An 18,909-nucleotide genomic window follows, 5' to 3' on the forward strand; every position below is an offset into this window, starting at 1 on the left:
GGAAGGCGAGTCCGTCGTCAGAGCCACGGCTGCCTGGGCGCCTGCCAGTATTGGCCTCACAGCCGGATATGCGGTTGATCAGGCTCTTCGTATCCTGCGTGGGGATACGGCTTCGGCATCCGCACCGCCGTCCTGTCGTACCTGAACTCGGCCCAAGACGCCCGCCCCCGTGTATCGCCAGAGCCTGGACCGGCTGCGTGGGATGGGCGTCCTCATCGGCTCGTACGAGCCACATCGGGCGAAGGCCGGCGGCGGGAAGGACCGCTTCCGGTGTGAGGAGGCGCTGGAACTGTTCACCCCCAAGCTGTCCACTCTGGCCTGATCAGCGTCGTCGTGCCTGCGGCTGCTGCGGGGGCGGGGCAGCCGCTGCCGTGTGAACCGGAGCGGTGGGGTGCTGCGCGGTGCTGCGGGCCTTGGCTGCCTGGGCGCGGGGGCTGGGGGCGTGGCGTTGGCCGAGGCGTTGGATGCGCCAGGTCAGGGCGCGGGCGGGGTTGCGGGCGTCGTCCAGGGGCCGCTGGCTGACGGCCTGGTCGAGGACGATAGCCGCGTTGTGCCCCGCCTTCTCCGCCTCCGCAAGCACCGCGGCGAGGGCATCCCAGGCGGAGTCCTGCAGGATGCGCTCGGCGTACTCGGGAGCGGCCTGCCGGATGTGCTGGGCGAAGCGGTGCTTGGTCTGCAGGGTGGGCGCGCGGTGGGCGAGGCCGTCCAGGACCGGTCCGGCGATGTGCGCGTAGGCGGTCTGCAGGTGGAGGAGGGCCTGTTCGGCTGCCGCCTCCTGCTGGGCGTGCTGGCGGGTGCGGTGCCAGTGCCGGGCGAAGGCGACCGCGGTAAGCGCGACGTCGATCAGCATTGCCAGGCCGGACCCGCCACCTCCCGGCGAGGGGGTGCGCCAGATCGCCTGGATACTGCGGCGCAGGACGCGGGCGCTGTCGTGGTCGGCGGCGATGCGGGAGCGGGTGGCGCGTTCGAACGTCACGGCAGCCCGTTCCAGCTCGGCCCTTATCGCGGTCGGTGCGGTGAGCGGCAGCAGGTCCAGGGCGGCGCCGAGAGCGACGAGCTGGCCTTGGGCGGCGTGCTCGTCGCTGTGGGTGAGGTGGTGGGGGATGCGTTCGGTGGCGGCGGTGGCCTGGTGCCACGGATTGCCCGGCGGGGTAACGACGGGGGCGGGGCTGGTGCTGGTGAGGCGCTGGCGAATCTTGGGCAGGGAGAGGTCGCCTGCGAGGGTGGAGCCCGCGAACCAGATGGGTTCACCCTGCTTGTTGGTGTCGCCGGGCAGGGCGACGCTGTAGCCGGTCACGTCGCCGGACGGTTCGGTCTTGGGCCGTACTTCCACTCCGGTTGCCTTCAGGAAGGCGAAGAACTCGGCTTCGCTGGAGGCGGCGGCCACGGCGCGGCGTACCCGCAGGCGCAGGATCTCGCGGGATGTGGCGTCCTGGCCCAGGCGCTTAGCCTTGAAATGCTCCTTGCTGGTGGGGCGCTTGGCGGCGGTGCCGTCGCCCGGCTTGAGCCGTCGGAGCCCGTAGTCGATTTCGATCTTGCGTGCCTCGCGCTGGACGGCGCGCTGGTCGTAGTCACGCTTGGGGCGGCGGCCGTCTTGGCGTACGAGGGTGGCGGCGATGTGGATGTGGTCGTCCGCATGGCGGACGGCGACCCAACGGCAGGCTTCTTCGTCGCCGTCGGGGGCGATGCCGGCGGCGGCCACGATGCGGCGGGCGATGTCTGCCCACTGCTCGTCGGTGAGGAACGGGTCCTCGGGAGCGGCACGGACCGGGCAGTGCCACACGGTGAACTTCGGCGCCTTGTCGCCCAGCATCTTCACGGGCTGGTCGAGCTGTGCGGCGAGTTGGCCCTCGACTTCCTTCTGTGACCGGTGGGGACTGCGGCCGGGGTCTGGCGCGAAGCCGTTCCAGGACGCCACCAAGTGCGGGTCGGTGTGCTCGTTGGCCCGGCCCTTGCCGAAGAGGTAGCCGATCGTGCGGCGGACGGCGTTCGGCCCCTTGCCGAGGATGATCTTCGGTATCACCGGGTCACCGGCCCTCGGTGACCTGGTCGATGGCGGCGTCCAGCGTGACGATCGATGCCTCGATGTGTCCCAGGAGGCGTTGGACGCTGTCGAGGGTGGGCCAGGCGCCGTCCTGGTGGAGGTGGCGGGTGAGCTGGTTGAGGTTGCTGCCGATCTTGCCGAGCTGTCCGTTGGCGGCCATCAGCGCCTTGACCATGGCGCGGTAGTCGGCGACGGCCGCGGTGGGGTCGTCGGCACGGGCGGCAGCGAGGGAGCATTCGGCGACGTAGCCGCCCGCTGCCATATCGCTCAGGACGGCGGCGTTCTTGACGAGGGCGAACTCGTCGTCGTTGTAGCGGGGATGGAAGCGGTGCTCGCGGAGCTGCTTGTCACGCAGACGGCGACGCTGCACGGGCTTCGGCGGCACGTTCGACGACGGCTTGCCGGTCCCCGTCTCGGTCGGCCCCCCAGGGGCGGCCGACTCCGGCGCCCCCTCGGCGCCGGATGCCTCCGCCACTCCAGGGGTGGAGGCCGGGTAAGGACTCCTTACCCGACAACTTGCTGCGCTGTTGAGGTCGGTGGGCATCTCCTGCTGGGGGATGGGGAGGTCGTGCTGCTGGTCGTGCATGAATCGGTTCTCCGTGGGGTGCTGGTTTCAGGTGCCCTGCTGTGCCCGGCCCCCGTGGCCCCACGCTGTCTGCGCGGAGACACGGGGTGAGCCGACGTAATCGCCGGAGCGGTGCGGTCGACGTGGTCGCAGGGGTCAGGCAGTGCCGACTGGGGCCGTGCCGAGTTCTGTCTCCCGCTGGGAGGCGGCTTCGTCGAGTTCGGCCTGAAGGGTGTCCTTCAGCTTGTCCGCCTCCTTCCTGCCGATGGTCAGGTTCTTGCTGCGGAACGTGTCCTCGATGTGGCGGCGCGAGGCGCGGCCCTTGCGGCCCAGCGGCGCGGTACGCGCGATGGCGAGCCGTTCTGGGGAGATCGTGCTGGTCCCCTGGTCTGGCGATTCGACGGAGGGGCGAGCCCCCTCGGCCACGCCGCGCATGTCCGAAGCCACGTCGGCGGAATCCCGAGCCACGTCGCCGGAGACGTGAGCCATGTCGGCAGCGATTGGCTCCTGTGTATCGGGAGCGTCGCCAACCGGGAAAGCGGGCTTGGCGCCGTCGGTGTCGTTGTGGCTGTGCCCGACGAGGTGGTGGTTCGCGGTGTTGCCTGGCTTCAGGGGGAGGGGAGTGGGCTGGCGTCGGATGACGATGTAGAGGTGGACAGCACCGGCCAGGGCGAGTGGGGCGATAGCGGACAGTGCGCCGACAGTGAGGTCATCGAGTCGCAGACCATCGTCGCGGCGGGACTGCTGGTTGAGGCGGACGGCGTGCAGGGCGTTGGCCCAGATGCTCGTCACGGTGGCCGCACCGACGAGTGCCCACACGTATACGCGGGAGCGGGTCGGGGCGGCGCGGAGCATGAGCAGGGCGCCGACGCCGATGGCGATGAACCCGTCGATCACGAGCGGGAAGGCGTAGGTGAGCAGTCCTCGGATGTGGATGGCGACGGCCATCTGCCGCAGGGCGTCGTAGGAGAGGGCGAAGGCGAACGTGGCGAGCAGTGCGACGCCGAGGCGGATCGCACGGGTCCCGGATATCCGGGAGGGGTTGGTGAGGGTGGGGGAGGTCAAGCGAGGGCACTCCTGGTGGGATTGGGCGGCGGCCACCGGCCGGGGAGAGGAGGCAGGGGGTGGCCGCCGTGGGGCGCGGTGACTCGTACCACTCGTTACATGCCTGGTCAGGGCAGGTACGACTGAAGTGGTGACGACGGGACGACTCGTCACGGGCCGCTCACTCGTACCTGCGCTGACCTGCGTGGATACGAGTGGTACGAGACAAGTCGGGTCAGGCCGCCGATTCGGGGGCAGGCCCGGTCGCAGGAGCGGGCTCTGGGCAGTAGCGGGCCCAGGCGTCGAGGAACTGGCGCCGCCTGAAGCCCTTGGCCTGCGGGCTGTTGGGGAAGCGGCTGGTGACTGAGCTGATGCCGTAGTCCTTCAGCAGTTCCTGCAGGCCCCGTGGGGTCAGTCCATCGCGGCCGTTATCGGACCAATTCCTTTCTGCGTCCTCGTTGAGGTAGCTGAGCAGGGTGTGCGTCTGAAGGACGGGCGGGTCACCGTGGAAGGCGAACGCCCGGCGGATGTCGATCAGGATGCGGATTTTCGGACCGTGGTCCTTGTCCCTTTCGGCCTCGTAGGCGGCCATGGTGTGGCAGGCGGCGCGGGCGAGTGCGGGCCAGCTGCCTCCGGCGAGGTCGGCCACCGCCACCAGTGGTTCCCAGGTGTCGGCCGCGCGGTCCTCGACGGGCATGGACGGCTCCAGGTCCACCGCCTGTGCGTAAAGCGGCGTCAGCCAGGCCGCGAGCCGGTCGCGGATCGCGTGCAGGGCAGGGGTGTCGCGTCCGATGCGGAAGGACGCCACCTTCTCGCCAGTTGTCCGACGGCGCATCCGGATGACCACGGAACGGTCCATGATCGTGTCAGGCAGGTCGCCGATCCCGGCGAGCGCGGCCATGGCGAAGGTGGGGAACGCCACCGGTTTGTGCTCGGGGCCGGTGACACGCAGGGTGGGCCGGTTGCGCTGGTGCCCGGCGTTGAGCAGGCCGCGCAGCTCCTCGTTTCTCTCCGCCGCCTTGGCGGTGCCGAAGAGGGTGTCGGCCTCGTCCAGCAGGAGCGTTGGCGGGTCCTCGTCCGTGATCGAGCGGAAGATCGCCGCAGGACTGGCGTTCATCGTGATCAGCCGGTTGTGGACGGTCTCGGTCACGATGTCCAGCAGCCGCGACTTGCCGCACCGCTTGGCCGGACCGACCACCGCTAGTCGGGGCGCGTGCTGCCAGGCGCGTTGCAGGTGGGTGGCGGCTGTCCACAGCGTCACCGCCGTGAGGGCCTCCTCGCTCGGCATGATGACGTACCGCTGGACCTGCGCCCGCAGATCATCCAGCACCTGCGCACCCTCGGTCGCCTCCGGCTCCGTACCGGATACTTCCTCGGGCCCACCCAGGGCCTGTCCCTCGGCGTCGTGGGAGCAATCACTTCGGCCGGTACCCGTCTCCTCGTCTTCCTCGCTGCGCAGGTGCGCACCGGGCTGACCAGGGACGGCAGTTGCGGGCCATGCCGCGTTGGAGGGCGCGGAATAGGAGTCGGGGTTGGTGGGTTGCACTCGGCAGCTCCTCGTCTGGCGGTGGCGGGCTCGCACGCCCTAGCCGCCGGGTCGGTTCCTGTCATTGGGGGCAAGGGAGTCACTGGGGCCTCCGGCGTCGCACCGCCGGGGGCCTTCCCTCTTCTCGCGGGCGCTGGGCCATGGCGAGGGATCACGAACCGTACGGCCACGTCCCACCACAGTCCAGCATTTCTGTGTCAGCTCAGCGCAGAAGCGTCTGCTACGTGTGCCTGCGGTCATGCGGCCAGGCCCAGCAGGTTCAACAGGTCGGAGGTCACCACCCGGTAGGCGTTGCCCAGGCGCAGCACCTTGCACGGGTACTGACCGCGCTTGGCCAGTTCGTACCCCTTGCTCCGTCCGAGCCCCAATGCCCGGTTGCCGGTCTCCAGGTCAACAGCGACCGGAAGGTCCAGCAGCTCCTCACGGCTCATGCCCTTCACTTGGTCGACGGGTTCCTTCTCGCGCATGCGCGCTCCCTCCACGGCTGAGCCCTCGGCGAACACGGTGATTGCGCTCGTCTCCAGGCCATGGAATCAACGCTAGGCGAGCTACTGTGTCTTCATGACACAGCCCCGTTCCGAGACTGGAATTGAGACGGACGACGAGGATGACGTCCCCGAGTGGGCGGACCACGTCATGGCCACCGTGGCCGGTGAGGTCCGCAGACGACGGAAGGAACTGCGGTGGAGCGCACAGGACCTGGCCGACAGGTGCGAGGAGATCGGTCACCCGATCCCCCGCAACGTGATCGCCAATATGGAGTCCGGCCGCCGCTCCACCCTGCCCCTGGTCGACGTCATGATCTTGGCCGAGGCGCTGAACACCGCTCCCGTCTGCCTGATCTATCCCGTCGGTTACGTCGAGGACGTCCAGCGCCTTCCCCTCCAGGACGGCACCTCCGCTCTGGGGGCCCTGAACTGGTTCACCGGCGAGGACAGGACCATCGGCAGCGACGCCGACATGCTGCGCTACTTCCGTGCCCACCACGCCGCTGAGCGGGCGGCCGCAGCGGCGCAACGCGACGAGGCGTTCGCGCAGTACCAGGCCAAAACCGCCCCGAACGCGGCACGGAAGGCCGAGGCCCTGCACGCCCAGGCCGGCGCCACACAGCGGGCCGAGGCCGCCATGGACCAGCTCCGCAGGGCCCGCGCCTTCATCCGGCAGGCAGGCGGCACGCCCCCCGACCTCCCGCCCTCCTTCGCCACCGACATCGACCCGACAACCGCCATCGAGGCGGCCGACCCCGCAGAGGACGACTCCGTTTGAAAGGCTCCACCCACCGCCGCTGCTACTGCCGCGACCCCAAGACCGGTAAGCCGCTCGGCAAGAAGTGCCCCAAGCTCTCCAACCGCAAGCACGGCTCGTACTCCGTACGCCAGGAGCTGCCGCCCCGCGAGGACGGCACGCGCCGCTCCTTCAGCCGCGCCGGCTACGAGACCCTCAAGGCCGCCCAGGCCGACCTTGACCACATACGCGCGCTCCTCGGTCTCGCCGAATCCGACGACCCCGAGGGGCTGACCCAGATCGCCGCGCTGCTGGAGAAGGTGGCCGACGAGAAGGCTCCACTGCCGGACATCGAGGCGACCCGCAGGCGCCTCAGCCACGGCCTGGACCTGACGAGCCGCCTCACGGTCGGCGAGTGGCTGGACATGTGGCTGGCGGGCAAGAAGGGGCGGCAGAGCGCCATCAGCCGCGACGAGAGCAACATCCGCGTGCACCTCAGACCGCGGATCGGGCACTACCGCCTCGACCGGCTGCGGGTCGCCCACCTCTCGGAGATGTTCGAGGCGATCGCCGAGGCCAACGTCGAGATCGCCGAGGGCAACGCCGCGCGGCGCAAGGCGTTCGAGGATCTCGCCCAGATTCCCTGGAAGGGGCGCGAGCACCGCGCCCACCGCAAGGCGATGAAGGCCGCCATTGCCGAGATGGAGCCCTACCGCCGCATCGTCGGCCCGGCCACGCGCCAGCGGGTCCGCTCCACGCTGCGGGCCGCACTGAACGCCGCGATCGCCCAGCAGCTGATCACCTTCAACCCGGCCGCCCACGTCGAGTTGGAGGCGGGCAAGCGCCCCAAGGCGCTGGTGTGGACCGAGGAGCGCATCCTTCACTGGAAGCGCACCGGTGAGAAGCCCTCACCGGTGATGGTCTGGACGCCGGAGCACACCGGCCTCTTCCTCGACCACGTCGCCGAGGACCGCCTGTACGCGCTGTTCCACCTCATCGCCTTCCGAGGGCTGCGGCGGGGCGAGGCGTGCGGGCAGAAGTGGACCGACACCAATCTGGACGCCGGGCTCATCACCGTCGCCAAGCAACTCGTCGTGGACGGCTGGGAGGTGTACGAGGACGACCCCAAGACCGACGCGGGCGCCCGCACCATCGCGCTCGACTCGGACACGGTCCTGGCCCTCAAGCGGCACCGCGCCCAGCAGGACGAGGACCGCGACGAGTGGGAGAGCGCCTGGGTGGAGACCGGACGCGTCTTCACCCAGACGAATGGCGAGATGCTCCATCCCGCCAACGTCACCCGCCGTTTCATCGAGCTGTACGAGGAGATCGGTCTCCCGCCCGTCCGGCTCCACGACCTTCGGCACGGCGCAGCGACGCTGGCCCACGCGGCAGGGGCCGACCTGAAGGACATCCAGGAGATGCTCGGCCACTCCTCGATCACCATCACGGCCGACACGTACACGAGTCTGCTGCCCGAGGCGGATCTGGCGATCGCCGAGGCCGCAGCCAAGCTCGTACCGCGTGCCCGCACGACCCATGAGGCAACTGCCCCGAAAGGGGAGTCCGAGCCCGACGAGGCTGAAAAGTCCGGTGAGGAATCTGTGCCGGGGAGTGCGGTGGAATCCGGAGAAGGACCGGGGGTTGGCGGCCCGTCCGCTCACGCACCGCTCACGCAAACGGCCTCGGACGAGGAGTCCGAGGCCGAATGAGGCGCCTTCCTGGGGGATAAACCCCAGGTCAGCGGCCTACTGCGTTGTGCCCCCGGGCAGATTCGAACTGCCGACACCCGCTTTAGGAGAGCGGTGCTCTATCCCCTGAGCTACGGAGGCGCGTCCGGGTCGCCCGTGGTTGGGCAGCCCAGGACAGGGTAGCGGATGGCGCTGGGACGGCGGGGGCGGGCGGGCCGGTGCGGGGGTGTACCGGTCCGCCCGCCGTCTGTGGGGCGGGGGAGGGGCGGTAGGAGCGCGGCGCGTCAGCCGTTCAGCGCCGGCTCCTCCTGGCGCCGGGCCGGAGCCGCCGGCGCCGGGGCCGAAGCGCGCGGCCGTCGCAGCAGTACCGCGCTCGCCACCGCCGCCAGCAGCATCGCCGCCGCCGAGATGGTGAGGCACAGGTGGATGCCGTCCAGGAACGCCTGGCTGAAGGCGTGCAGCATGCGGGGTGTGTCCGCGCCCAGGTCGATCGCGTGGACCGCCCCGAAGCCCCCGCTGTCGACCGCGCCGGTCACCTGGTCCCGGGCGGACGCGCTGAGGCCGGCGTCGGACAGGTGGCCCGGCAGGGCGTCGCCCACCTTGGTCGTGAGCAGCGCGCTCATCAGGGCCGGGCCAAGCGCCGCCCCGACCTGGCGGAACGCGTTGCTGCCCGCCGCCGCCATGCCCGCCAGCTGGTGCGGTACGGAGTTGATCGCCGTCGCCGTCATCGGGGCGAAGACCGCGCCGAAGCCGATGCCCAGGATGATCAGGCGCCAGGCCAGCGCCCCGAACGACGTGTCCGCGTCTATCGTCGTCAGCGACAGCAGCGAGCCCGTCGCCAGCAGCAGGCCCGTCGTGATCAGGATCCGCGCCGACACCTTGTGCATGATCTGGTTGAAGATCGGTCCCGCCAGCATCGCCGTGACCGTGAACATCAGCATCCGGTAGCCCGCGTCCAGCGTGCCCAGCTGCTGCACCTGGCCCAGGTACAGGCTGAGGACGAAGATGAAGCCGATCAGGCCGAGGAAGCTGATCATCGCGACCAGGGCCGTGGCGCTGAACGCGGGGGAGCGGAACAGCTTCAGGTCCAGCATGGGGCTCTCGCTGCGCAGCTCCGCGACGATGAAGGTCACCAGGGACAGAGCGGACAGCGCCAGTGCCACCAGTACGCGCGTCTCGCCGAACGAGTCCCCGCCCCCCTCGATCACCGCGTACACCAGCGCCGTGATCGCGATCGCCGCCGTGATCTGGCCCGGCCAGTCGAGCCTGCGGGCGCCGGCGGCGCGCGAGTCCGCCACGTACCGGGACGCCGCCGCCATGGTCAGCAGCGACGTCGGGATCGGCGCCAGGAAGATCCAGCGCCAGGCGCCGTTCTCCAGGATCACGCCGGAGAGCATCGGGCCGACGGCCAGCGCGCCCATCAGGGACGCCGTCCACAGGCTCACGTACTTGGAGCGCTCGCGCGGATCCGGCACCGCGTGGCTGATCAGGCCGAGGGTGGCGGGGAGCAGGGCGGCGGCGCCGATTCCCGCGAACGCCTGCCCGGTCCACAGCACTTCGACGCTGTCCAGGCCGTCCGCGCTCAGGGCTATCGCCGCGCCTATCGCGCAGAACGCCAGACCCACCTGGAAGACCTTGCGGCGGCCGTATACGTCACCGACGACTCCGGCGGTGAGGATCAGCGCCGCCATCGGCAGGACGAAGGCATCGGTGACCCAGGACAGGTCGGCGGTCGACGCGTCCAGGCTGCGCTGGATCGTCGGCAGGCTCACCGAGACCGTGGTGACCGGCAGGTAGGCGACGAACACACCCACGCAGGCCATGGCGATGGTGGCGGCACGGCTGTCGCGCCCGCCCCTCGCCGCGGTCGTGGCATTCACTGAGTACTCCTTTACGTCCCCGGGGCGCCCGAAGAGCGCGTGCCGGGGGAACCGTCCTCGCCGGGGCGGTGGGGGAAGTTGATCTGACGGTCAGTCAGGCGTACGCGGACGACGCCTCGCCGGGCAGGGGCTCACAGCCTCGTGCTGACCTCGGTCAGGTGGCAGCGCCCGATCTTCGCCCCCACCACCGTGAAGTGCATCGCGATCGGGTTGAGGCTCGTGTCGCAGCGGGCGAAGCCCGTGACGACCGCGTCCTGGCCCAGGACCAGGAAGTCCCGGTCGGGCACGAGGACCTTGCCGAGCGTCGAGAAGAAGAGGGAGATGTCCGAACGGGTCGAGCCGGGGCCGAGCGCGCCCGCGTTCGGGGCGCCCGGGGCGAAGAAGTCGACCCGGTCCGCGAAGAGGTCGAGCAGGCCCGTGTGGTCCCCGGCGCGCTGCCGGGCGAAGAACGCCTCGACCACCGCCCGTGTGGTGGGGGACGTGAACGCGCGCGGCTGGGTGGGGCGTTGGGACATCGGACGGTCCTCTCGACGCGTAGCCGCTCGGTCGGCGTTCCGGCTCTGGTGGTTCCCGTTCCGGGTGGTTCCCGGTGTCGGGTGGTTCCCGTTCTCGGGTGGTAACCACTCTGCGCCCGTCCGTATGTAGAAGTCCAACATCTACATTTTCTGCGAACTATAATCAGCAGTTATGGAGCTGCGTCAGCTGGAGTACTTCGTCACCGTCGCCGAGCTGGCGAGCTTCACCAAGGCGGCCGACGCCCTGCACGTCGCCCAGCCGGGGGTCAGCGCCCAAGTGCGCAAGCTGGAGCGGGAGCTGGGCCACGACCTGCTCGACCGCTCCAGCCGCACGGTCCGGCTCACCCCGGTCGGCGCCTCCGTCCTGCCGCACGCGCAGGCCGCGCTCGCCGCGGTCGCCGCCGTCCGCCAGACGGTCGACGAACTCAGCGGTCTGGTACGGGGCCGGGTCACCATCGGCACCGTCATCTCCATGGGCAAGACCATCGACCTGCCGGGGCTCCTCGCCTCCTTCCACGAGGCGCACTCGGGGGTGGAGATCGGGCTGACCGAGGACAGCTCCGAGCACCTCCTGGAGGCCCTGCACGCGGGCCGCATCGATCTCGCGGTGATCGGCCGCACCGGCACCCGCCCGCCCGGCATCACGCTCTACGACATCGTCAACGAGCCGCTGGTCGCCGCCGTCGGCCACCGGGACCCGCTGGCCGGGCGGGAGCGCGTCGACCTCGCCGAGCTCGCCGACCGCGCGCTGATCTGCCTCACCCAGGGGACCGGGCTGCGCAGCGTCGTGGAGGCGGCGTGCGCGGGGGCGGGGTTCCGGCCGCACATCGCCTTCGAGGCCGCCGACCCGCACGTACTGGCCCAACTCGCCGGGCGGGGGCTCGGCGTGGCCCTCATCCCGGCCTCGCTGGCCCGCGCCAACGAGGCGGACCTCCACCTCGTCGAGATCGACCGGCCGCGCATCCACGGCAGCCTCGCCCTCGCCTGGCGCACCGACGGCCCGACCAGCCCCGCCGGGGCCGCGCTCATCGCCCACGCCCGCGCCCGGCTGCCCCAGGCGGGCTGAGGACCGGGTCCCGGACCAGGACTCCGTCAGGTCCACGCGCTCTCTCGCCGGTACTTGCCAAAGTCCCCGGTACTCGGTTGCCAGTGCGCCGGGCCCCGGAACAGGGTCGCAGCAGGACGGGACCCCGGAACACCGGCACGTACACCGGCAGACGCAGCACTTGGAGGACGAGCGATGTCCGAGACCACCCAGCCGCAGGCGTTCCAGGACGACGCGGAGCTCCGCAGGAACAACCGCGCCATCGTCGAGCAGTACATGAACTCCCGTGGCGAGGACCGGCTGAAGCGGCATCTGCTGTTCACCGAGGACGGCGTCGGCGGCCTGTGGACCACCGACACCGGCGAGCCCATCGCCATCCGCGGCCGCGACACCCTCGGCGAGCACGCGGTGTGGTCGCTGAAGTGCTTCCCCGACTGGGTGTGGACCAACGTCGAGATCTTCGAGACGCAGGACCCGAACCGGTTCTGGGTGGAGTGCGACGGCGAGGGCAAGATCCTCTTCCCGGGCTACCCGGAGGGGTACTACCGCAACCACTTCATCCACTCCTTCGAGTTCGAGAACGGGAAGATCAAGCTGGAGCGGGAGTTCATGAACCCCAACCAGCAGCTGCGCGCCCTGGGCATCCCGGTCCCGTCGGTGAAGCGAGAGGGAATCCCCACCTGATGCACGAGTACACGGTGGTGGACGCCTTCGCGCGTACCCCGCTCGAAGGCAATCCGGTGGCCGTGTTCTTCGACGCGGGGGACCTGCCGGCCGAGGCGATGCAGCGCATCGCCAAGGAGATGAACCTGTCCGAGTGCACCTTCGTGCTCCCGGCCGAGCAGGGCGGCGACGCGCGCATCCGGATCTTCACGCCGGTCAACGAGCTGCCGTTCGCCGGGCATCCGATCCTGGGCACGGCGGTCGCCATCGGGCGCCCGCGCAAGGCCGAGCGGCTGCTCCTGGAGACCGCCATGGGCGCCGTCCCCTTCGAGCTGGTCCACGACGACGACGCCACTTCCATACGGATGCTCCAGCCGACTCCTGTCTGGGAGCCGTACGAGCACGCCGCCGAACTGCTCGCGGCGCTCGGCCTCGACGCGTCGGTCACCCCCGTCGAGGCCTACCGCAACGGGCCCCGGCACGTGCTCGTCGGCCTGGAGAGCGTCGAGGCGCTGTCCGCCCTCACCCCGGACCACAACGCGCTGCGCGCCTTCCCCGACATGTCGGCCTACTGCTTCGCGGGCTCCGGCACACGCTGGCGGTCCCGGATGTTCTCCCCGGCGTACGGCGTCGTCGAGGACGCGGCGACCGGCTCGGCGGCCGGGCCGATGGCCATCCACCTGGCGCGCCACGGCCTCGCCGCGTACGGCCAGGACCTGGAGATCCTCCAGGGCGTCGAGATGGGCCGCCCGTCCCCGATGTACGCCAACGCCGAGGGCGAGGGCGACCGGGTCGGCGCGGTGCACGTCGGCGGTCACGGTGCGGTCGTCGCCCGCGGCACGATCTATGTGTAGAGAGGCAGTCCAGTGAGCGTGCCCGCGGACATCGCGAGCGAAGGCCCGGTTTTCGGGCGGGAGTCGGCGGGTTACGACGAGGAAGTCGCCGCCTATCAGCTGGGGTTCGGCCAGCGGCCGGACGTCGTGGTCGGCGCGACGGGGCCGGACGACGTCCGCGCCGCCGTCCGGCTGGCCGCCGGGCGCGGGCTGCCCCTCGCGGTGCAGTCCACCGGCCACGGCCTGCCCGGCGACCGCACCGGCGGCGTCCTGGTGACCACCGCGCGGATGCGCGGGGTGGAGGTCGACCCGGGCAGCGGCATCGCCCGGATCCGGGCCGGAACGCCCTGGGGCGACGTGATCCGGGAGGCCGCGCTCCACGGGCTCGCGCCGCTCTCCGGCAGCACGCTCGGCGTCGGCGCCGTCGGCTACACGGTCGAAGGCGGCATCGGCCTGCTGGCCCGCACCTACGGCTTCGCCGCCGACCGGATCACCGCGGCCGAGGTCGTCACCGCCGACGGCGAGCTGCGGCACGTCACCGCCGCGAGCGACCCGGACCTGTTCTGGGCGCTGCGCGGCGCCGGGGGCAACTTCGGCGTGGTCACCTCGCTCGACGTGGAGCTGGTGCGCCAGCCCCGGATCTACGGCGGCGGGCTGTACTTCGCCGAACAGCACGTGCCCGACGCCCTGCGCACCTGGCTGGAGTGGACGGCGGGCGTGGGCGAGGAGATGACCTCCTCGATCGGTCTGGTGCCCTTCCCGGACAAGCCGGTGGTGCCGGTGCCCGTACGCGGCCGGTACACCGCGCACATCCGGATCGCCCACACCGGCAGCGCCTCCGACGGCGAGGCGGCGGTCGTGCCGCTGCGCGCGCTCGGCCCGTACGTGCTCGACACGCTCACGGAGATGCCGTACACCGAATCGGACGCCATCTACCGCGACCCGCCGACCCCGATGGCGTACTACGGCACCAACGTCCTGCTCGACGACCTGGACGTGGCGACGGCCGCCCGGATCGTCGAGCTGACCGGGCCGGGCTCCGGCATGAACTGCGTCGTCCAGATCAGCCACCTGGGCGGCGCCCTCGCCCGCCGCCCGGCCGTGCCCTCGTCGGTCGGCCACCGCGACGCCCGCTTCCTGGTACGGGTGCTGAGCCGCGTCGCCCCCGGGGCGGGCGACGCCGTGGCCGCCGCCGAGCGGGCCGGGCACGAGCGGGTCTACGCCCTCTTCGGCGACCGGGTGACCGGCATCGCGCCGAACTTCCTGCTCGGCGGCCCCGTGACGGCCGAGCAGCTGCGGGCCTGCTACGACGAGGCGGACTACGAGCGGCTGGCCGCGCTGAAGGCCGTGTACGACCCCGGGAACCTGTTCCGGGGCTATCACAACATCCCCCCGGCAGACGCTCGCTGAGTATCCGTCACCCCGCTTCAGGAAAGGAACACCGCATGACCGGCATCGGCGTGATCGGATGCGGAACCGTGGGGGCGACGCTGGTGGCCGCGCTCGCCGCCCGGGCCGAGGAGTTCACCGGGACCAACGAACTGGTCCTCGTCGACCGCCCCGAGGGCCGCTGGCGCGGCCGCGCCTACCAGCGCGACACCGAGGCGGTCCTCGCCAACGGGCCGATGATCGGCATGTCGCTGTACCTCAACGACCCGGAGCACGGCGTGCGTTGGGCCGAGGCCAGGGGCCTCGCCGTGCACCCGGACGGGCGCGGCGTGCACCGCTTCCTGTCCCGGCCGGTCTACGGGGACTATCTGGAGGACGGGGTCGAGGAGGCCCTGGAGAAGCTGCGCGCGGCCGGGTGGAGCGTGCGGTCGGTCGAGGAGACGGCCACGGGCATCGAGCGGGACGGGGACGGCGTCGTCATCCGGCACGCGAGCGGGAGCGTCCGGGTGGACCACGCGGTGCTGTGCGTCGGCGGCCGCGCCGACGGCGACGCGTACGGGCTGCGCGGCACCCCCGGCTACATCGACGACCCGTACCCCCTGCGGGAGGCGCTGGCGGAGGTCCCCGAGGACGCCGAGATCGCGGTCATCGGCTCCGGCATGATCGCCACCGATGTGCTGATGGCCCTGCGCGCCTTCGGCCACCAGGGGCGGGTCACCCTGGCCTCCCGGTCCGGGCTGCTGCCCTCGGTGCGCCGCAAGGCCGCGCCCGTACGGCCGGGTGTGCTCACCGCCGAGCGGCTCGCCGGGCTGCCGAAGCCGCTGCGGCTCGCGGACATCGCGGCGCTCGCCCGGGAGGAAGTCGAGGCGGCGGGCGGCGACTTCGCCGCGATCACCACCGACCTCCTGGACCCGGCCCCGGCCGAGGAGCGGCTGCGCCGCCAGCTCGACGACGCCCTCTCGTCCGACATCGGCACCCAGCTGCTCCAGCGCGCGGTCATCGACATCGGCCAGGACCTGTGGCTGGCCCTGCACGAGAGCGACAAGCAAGAGGTGCTGCGCACCCTGCACTCCCGGCTGTGGAGCTTCGCCTCCCCTATCCCGCAGTCCACCGCGGTCAAGCTGGTCGAGCTGTGCGACGAGAAGCGGCTGCGGGTGCGCGGGGGCATCGAGACGGTCGAGCGGGACGGCGACGGCTTCCTGGTGCGGTACGAGGACGGCGAGGCCGACCGCGCCGACCTGGTGGTCAACGCCGTGACCTCGGTCTACCGGCCCGAGCCGCCGTCGGCCGGCGGGCTCCTGGGGCTCGCCCGCACCTCCGGTGTCCTCGCCGACCACCCGCACGGCGGCATCCGCGTGGACGAGGCGACCGGCCGGGCCCTCACCCCGTCCGGGGAGGCCGACGACCGCCTCTTCGTGCTCGGTGAACTGACGCGCGGCGCCTACTACTTCGTGAGCGCCGTCGCCGCCTTCACCCGGCGCGCCGACGAGATCGCGGCGAGCCTCGCCGCGCTCCCGGAAGCGGCCAGTCCCGAGGCAGCCGTGTCCGTAGCCCGCTGAGCTACGGCCGTCGGCCGGGAAAGGCGGTGCCGGTCAGCGCGAGCAGCGGGGCCGACTTGACCGCCGTCTCCTCGAACTCGGCCTCCGCGTCGGACAGCGCGACGATCGCCCCGCCGACCCCGTACCGGACCCGGCCCGGGGTGATCACCGCCGTACGGATCGCCACGCTCAGATCGGCGGCGCCGGAGAGCGAGAAGTAGCCGATGGCCCCGGAGAAGACGCCCCGGGGCCCCGCCTCCAGGACGTCGATGAGGCGCATGGTCCGGATCTTGGGGGCGCCGGTCATCGAGCCCGCCGGGAACGCGGCGCGCACGCAGTCCACCGCGCTGCGGTCCGGGCGCAGCCGGGCCCGTACCGTGCTCACCAGCTGGTGGACGGTGGCGTACGTCTCGACGTCGAAGAGGCGCGGCACCTCGACGGAGCCGATCTCGGCGGTGCGGCCGAGGTCGTTGCGGACCAGGTCCACGATCATCAGGTTCTCCGCCCGGTCCTTCTCGTCCGAGCGCAGCCGCGCCACGAGCGCCGCGTCCTGCTCGGGCGTCGCCCCGCGCGGCCGGGTGCCCTTGATCGGCCGGGAGGTGGCCGTGCCGTCCGCGTCCACCCGCAGGAACCGCTCGGGCGAGGTGCTGAGCACGGCGAGCCGCCCGAACCGCAGCAGCGCGCCGTACGGGGCCGGGCTGACGCGGCGCAGCAGCCGGTACGCCTCCCACGGGTCGCCGTCGAACGCGGCCTCGGCCTGGTTCGTCAGACAGACCTCGTAGGTCTCGCCCGCCGCGATCTGCTCCCGGCAGGCGTCGATGAGGCGCAGATACGCGTCCCGGTCGTGCCGCAGCCGGATGGCGGCGCGCGCGGCCGGGGCGGCCGGATCGCCGAACTCCTCGCCCGCCACCGACTCCAGGGCTCCCGCCGTGGCGCGCAGCCAGGCGCGGGCCGCGTCCTCGTCGCCGTCCTCCGTGAGCGCCAGCAGATGGGTGAGGCCGGTGAGGTGGTCGAGGACGATCGCGCGGTCGGCGAAGACCAGGGCGGCGTCGGGGTCCTCGGCGCGGTGGGCGGCCTCGCCGCCGCACTGCGCCTTCAGCTCGTAGCCGAGATAGCCGACCCAGCCCAGCGCGAAGTCGAAGGGCACGTCGGGGAGTTCGGCGTGGATGCTCTTCAGGTCCTGGTCCAGCCAGTCGAGGAAGTCGGCGGTGACGGTCCGCCGTCCGGCCGCGCACTCCATGGTGACGGTGCCGCCGTGCGCGTCGGCGCGCGCCACCCGTGCGAGCGGGCCCGCCGCGTCGCCCAGGACGGAGAAGCGCCCCGCGTCGGCGTCGGGCCGGCTGCTGTCCAGCCAGAAGGCGTCGGCGCTGCGGCCGAACACCCGGTGGAACGCGGCCTCACCGGTCCAGCGGGTGGGCAGCCGCTCCTCCAGGACGCGCAGTTTCCGCGGCGCGGCCTCGTCCGGCTCCGCCGCGCTCGTGGCTTTCACGGTACGGGGGAGGGTGCCGCGGGCCGCTGACGTACCCCGTGCGCGGTGCCACTGCCTCGTCAACTCCGTGAAATTCGCGAGGAGTTCGTCGCCGTACTCGGTCAGGACCGACTCGGGGTGGAACTGGAGCCCCCACAGCGGCCGGTGCCGGTGGCGGTGGCCCATCAGGACGCCGTCCGCCGTCCAGGCCGTCGCCTCCATCCCGTCCGGCAGGCCGGTCACGGCCAGCGAGTGGTAGCGCACCGCGTCGAAGGGCGAGGGGACGCCCCTGAACAGGTCCTCCCCCGTGTGCAGTACGGGCGAGGTGCGGCCGTGGCGCGGCTCGGGGGCGCGGTCGACGCGGGCGCCGTGCAGCAGCGCCGTTCCCTGGTGGCCGAGGCAGATCCCGAGGAGCGGAATCCGGGTGCGTTCGACGATTTCCCGGCAGATTCCGAAGTCGGCCGCGCGGCCGGGGTGTCCGGGCCCCGGGGAAAGCACGACATTGTCGAATTCCGGGAGCCGCGCGGAATCCCACGCCGGATCGTCATTGCGGATTACCACTGGCTCGGCCCCGCCCGCGCGGGCGAGCGAGTGGTAAAGATTGAAGGTGAAAGAATCGTAGTTGTCGACGAGCAGAGTGTGGATGGCTTTGGTCATGGCGCGGTAATTTCGTAGAGAATGTGCTCGACCGTCTCCTCGCCCTCGTCGATCGGGCGGCTGTCCAGCACACGCAGAGCGCGGCCGCACTCGGCGGCGATCTCGTGCAGCGCGTCGATGTCCCCGCGGTCGCTGAAGTGCAGCAGCACCCTTCCCCCGGCGGCCGCGAAGGCCGGGGCCCCGGCGAGATAGCGGCGGTGGGCGCGGTAGCCCGGGTCCACATAGGCCTGCTCGTGGACCGTCTCGTGGCGGTACGTGGGCGGGGCGAGCACGAAGTTGGAGTGCCAGTAGACGGTGTCGTAGCGCTCGTCGGTCCCCAGCGCGTCGAAGAGGTCGCTGTGCACGGCGGTCAGCCGGTCCGCGACGCCGTGGCGGTGCGCGTTCATCTCCGTGTTGCGCACGGCCTGTTCGTTGATGTCCAGGGCCGTCACCGGGTCGGCGCCCGCCAGCGCGGCGCAGACGGCGATCACCCCGGTCCCGCAGCCCACCTCCAGTAAGGAGCCGTGCCAGGGCGCCTGCCGTCGCCCGGTCAGCCCGAGCAGCTCCATCGCCGCGCCGGTCGACGCGGAGAACGGCGGCGCGAACACGCCGTCCAGCAGATCCCACTCGCGTCCGGCCAGTGCGAAGGTGCGCGGCCGGTCCTCGCGCAGCAGCGCCGCACGGCTTCGCTCCAGCGATCGCAGATAGTTCTTGATTTCGGTCATCCCGCCCCCAATTCGTTCCGCATCGGGCCCCGCGCGGGGCGGTGCCGTCCGCTGGTCAGCAACTTGACCGCAACTTGACCCACCCTACGGAGGAACGTAAGTT

Annotated in this window: 16 protein-coding genes, 1 tRNA gene and 1 pseudogene; 8 read left to right on the forward strand and 10 right to left on the reverse strand. The window is 71.5% G+C overall.

Annotation, left to right across the window (positions count from 1 at the left end):
- Positions 1–114 precede the first annotated feature (114 nt).
- A pseudogene (locus QIY60_RS15935) lies at positions 115–322 on the forward strand (flavoprotein); the annotation flags it as partial.
- Here the strand turns inward: QIY60_RS15935 and QIY60_RS15940 are convergent.
- The 5 genes from QIY60_RS15940 to QIY60_RS15960 all read right to left on the reverse strand — a co-directional run bounded on the left by QIY60_RS15940 (position 323) and on the right by QIY60_RS15960 (position 5,666).
- Positions 323–2,023 (reverse strand): relaxase/mobilization nuclease domain-containing protein, encoded by a 1,701-nt coding sequence (locus QIY60_RS15940; RefSeq protein WP_283143049.1) that lies wholly within the window; start codon positions 2,021–2,023, stop codon positions 323–325.
- Between the two features lie 4 nt (positions 2,024–2,027).
- A complete protein-coding gene (mobC, locus tag QIY60_RS15945) occupies positions 2,028–2,630 on the reverse strand; it encodes a plasmid mobilization relaxosome protein MobC (RefSeq protein ID WP_349253922.1) in 603 nt (200 codons plus the stop codon).
- A 135-nt stretch (positions 2,631–2,765) separates the two neighbouring features.
- Positions 2,766–3,674, reverse strand: a complete 909-nt coding sequence (locus tag QIY60_RS15950) for a DUF2637 domain-containing protein (protein ID WP_283143050.1) — start codon at positions 3,672–3,674, stop codon at positions 2,766–2,768.
- Positions 3,675–3,888: 214 nt separating this feature from the next.
- Positions 3,889–4,941 (reverse strand): DUF3631 domain-containing protein, encoded by a 1,053-nt coding sequence (locus QIY60_RS15955; RefSeq protein WP_283145952.1) that lies wholly within the window; start codon positions 4,939–4,941, stop codon positions 3,889–3,891.
- Between the two features lie 494 nt (positions 4,942–5,435).
- Positions 5,436–5,666 carry a hypothetical protein gene (locus QIY60_RS15960; RefSeq protein ID WP_283143051.1) on the reverse strand — a complete coding sequence of 77 codons (231 nt, stop codon included), beginning with the start codon at positions 5,664–5,666 and terminating at the stop codon, positions 5,436–5,438.
- 94 nt (positions 5,667–5,760) lie between these two features.
- Between QIY60_RS15960 and QIY60_RS15965 the strand changes: the two genes are divergently transcribed.
- Both QIY60_RS15965 and QIY60_RS15970 read left to right on the forward strand, forming a co-directional pair.
- Positions 5,761–6,465, forward strand: coding sequence for a helix-turn-helix transcriptional regulator (locus QIY60_RS15965; RefSeq protein ID WP_283143052.1), 705 nt, complete (start codon positions 5,761–5,763; stop codon positions 6,463–6,465).
- Positions 6,462–8,135, forward strand: a complete 1,674-nt coding sequence (locus QIY60_RS15970; protein ID WP_283143053.1) for a site-specific integrase — start codon at positions 6,462–6,464, stop codon at positions 8,133–8,135. The genes QIY60_RS15965 and QIY60_RS15970 overlap by 4 nt, the downstream gene beginning before the upstream one ends.
- A 47-nt stretch (positions 8,136–8,182) precedes the next feature.
- Here QIY60_RS15970 and QIY60_RS15975 read toward each other — a convergent pair.
- The 3 genes from QIY60_RS15975 to QIY60_RS15985 form a co-directional block, all read right to left on the reverse strand.
- A tRNA-Arg gene (locus QIY60_RS15975) sits at positions 8,183–8,255 on the reverse strand.
- 143 nt (positions 8,256–8,398) lie between these two features.
- Positions 8,399–9,937, reverse strand: a complete 1,539-nt coding sequence (locus QIY60_RS15980) for an MFS transporter (RefSeq protein WP_283145953.1) — start codon at positions 9,935–9,937, stop codon at positions 8,399–8,401.
- Between the two features lie 188 nt (positions 9,938–10,125).
- Positions 10,126–10,509: a hypothetical protein gene (locus QIY60_RS15985; protein ID WP_283143054.1), complete on the reverse strand. Its 384-nt coding sequence runs from the start codon at positions 10,507–10,509 to the stop codon at positions 10,126–10,128.
- 172 nt (positions 10,510–10,681) lie between these two features.
- On the opposite strand from QIY60_RS15985, the gene QIY60_RS15990 reads away from it, so the two are divergent.
- The 5 genes from QIY60_RS15990 (at position 10,682) to QIY60_RS16010 (ending at position 15,998) form a co-directional block, all read left to right on the forward strand.
- A complete protein-coding gene (locus QIY60_RS15990; RefSeq protein ID WP_283143055.1) occupies positions 10,682–11,575 on the forward strand; it encodes a LysR family transcriptional regulator in 894 nt (297 codons plus the stop codon).
- Positions 11,576–11,749: 174 nt separating this feature from the next.
- On the forward strand, positions 11,750–12,238 hold the full coding sequence (locus QIY60_RS15995) for a PhzA/PhzB family protein (protein WP_101388753.1): 489 nt from the start codon (positions 11,750–11,752) through the stop codon (positions 12,236–12,238).
- Complete coding sequence (locus QIY60_RS16000; protein ID WP_283143056.1) at positions 12,238–13,071, forward strand: PhzF family phenazine biosynthesis isomerase; 834 nt, start codon at positions 12,238–12,240, stop codon at positions 13,069–13,071. The genes QIY60_RS15995 and QIY60_RS16000 overlap by 1 nt, the downstream gene beginning before the upstream one ends.
- A 12-nt stretch (positions 13,072–13,083) precedes the next feature.
- A complete protein-coding gene (locus QIY60_RS16005) occupies positions 13,084–14,460 on the forward strand; it encodes an FAD-binding oxidoreductase (RefSeq protein WP_283143057.1) in 1,377 nt (458 codons plus the stop codon).
- A gap of 35 nt (positions 14,461–14,495) precedes the next feature.
- Positions 14,496–15,998 carry an FAD/NAD(P)-binding protein gene (locus tag QIY60_RS16010; RefSeq protein ID WP_283143058.1) on the forward strand — a complete coding sequence of 501 codons (1,503 nt, stop codon included), beginning with the start codon at positions 14,496–14,498 and terminating at the stop codon, positions 15,996–15,998.
- Position 15,999: 1 nt separating this feature from the next.
- Here the strand turns inward: QIY60_RS16010 and pabB are convergent, their stop codons facing one another.
- On the reverse strand, positions 16,000–18,090 hold the full coding sequence (gene pabB, locus QIY60_RS16015; protein ID WP_283145954.1) for an aminodeoxychorismate synthase component I: 2,091 nt from the start codon (positions 18,088–18,090) through the stop codon (positions 16,000–16,002).
- Positions 18,091–18,098: 8 nt separating this feature from the next.
- Positions 18,099–18,806, reverse strand: coding sequence for a 50S ribosomal protein L11 methyltransferase (locus tag QIY60_RS16020; RefSeq protein ID WP_283143059.1), 708 nt, complete (start codon positions 18,804–18,806; stop codon positions 18,099–18,101).
- Between the last annotated feature and the right edge of the window lie 103 nt (positions 18,807–18,909).

Origin of the sequence: Streptomyces sp. BPTC-684, assembly GCF_030028635.1 — a bacterium.
Taxonomy (GTDB): domain Bacteria; phylum Actinomycetota; class Actinomycetes; order Streptomycetales; family Streptomycetaceae; genus Streptomyces; species Streptomyces noboritoensis.